Origin of the sequence: Carboxylicivirga marina (assembly GCF_016612505.1) — a bacterium.
Classification (GTDB): domain Bacteria; phylum Bacteroidota; class Bacteroidia; order Bacteroidales; family Marinilabiliaceae; genus Carboxylicivirga; species Carboxylicivirga marina.
Genome location: NZ_JAENRR010000160.1, coordinates 1 through 884, shown reverse-complemented (window position 1 = coordinate 884; position 884 = coordinate 1). Strand labels below are relative to the sequence as shown.

At 36.7% G+C, this 884-nt stretch carries 1 protein-coding gene; it reads left to right on the top strand.

The window, feature by feature from the left end:
* Positions 1-866: IS4 family transposase (locus JIV24_RS22205; RefSeq protein WP_200467279.1), on the top strand; the 866-nt coding region annotated here is incomplete at its 5' end.
* Between the last annotated feature and the right edge of the window lie 18 nt (positions 867-884).

Here is an 884-nt window from a genome sequence, read left to right as displayed (position 1 = left end):
ACAGCCGACTAAAAGACAAAGAACTGAAGCGTTTGTATATCATGGATTCATCAACAATATCCCTGTTTAAAGACATTTTAAAAGGTGTTGGTCGCAATCCCAAAAATGGCAAAAAGAAAGGCAGTATTAAAGCTCATACACTAATTAAAGCAGATGAAAATGTACCTTGTTTAATCCGATACAGTGAAGCAGCCAGGCATGACCATATGTTTTTGAAAGAAGCAATGAACTTGCCGTCCGGTTCAATCATAACCTTTGACAAAGGATATGTTGACTATGCACAATATGAGGCTTTTACCGAAGAATCAATTTGGTATGTTACCAGACTAAAAGATAATGCACTTTACAAAGCCAGAAAAGAGTTTGATATACCAGACGAAGCCGACTCAGGTGTGCTGAAAGATGAAGAAATTGTATTGCTATACGGTACAGATAAGTCTCAAGAACACAAGGCAAGAAGAATAGCCTATTGGGACAATGAAAATGAACGGTTATTTGAGTTTATAACCAACAACATAGAACTTCCAGCAGAGAAAATAGCGTACATTTATAAGAAACGGTGGCAGATAGAATTGCTTTTCAAGCAGCTAAAGCAAAACTTCCCACTAAAGTATTTTCTAGGCGATAATGAGAATGCTATAGAAATACAGATTTGGGCTGCAATGCTTGCCAATTTCCTGATAACCCTAGTAAAAAGTAAGCTCAAACGGAACTGGGCATTCTCAAATATGGTGTCCATTATCAGACAGCAACTGATGAATTACATCAATATTTACGCTTTTCTGGAGAATCCAGAAAAAAGCTGGCTTTTACAGATTAAAGAAGATAAATACAAATACCAAAATTCGCTATTCCCCGAAATATAGGGGGCTTACTTTTGAAGT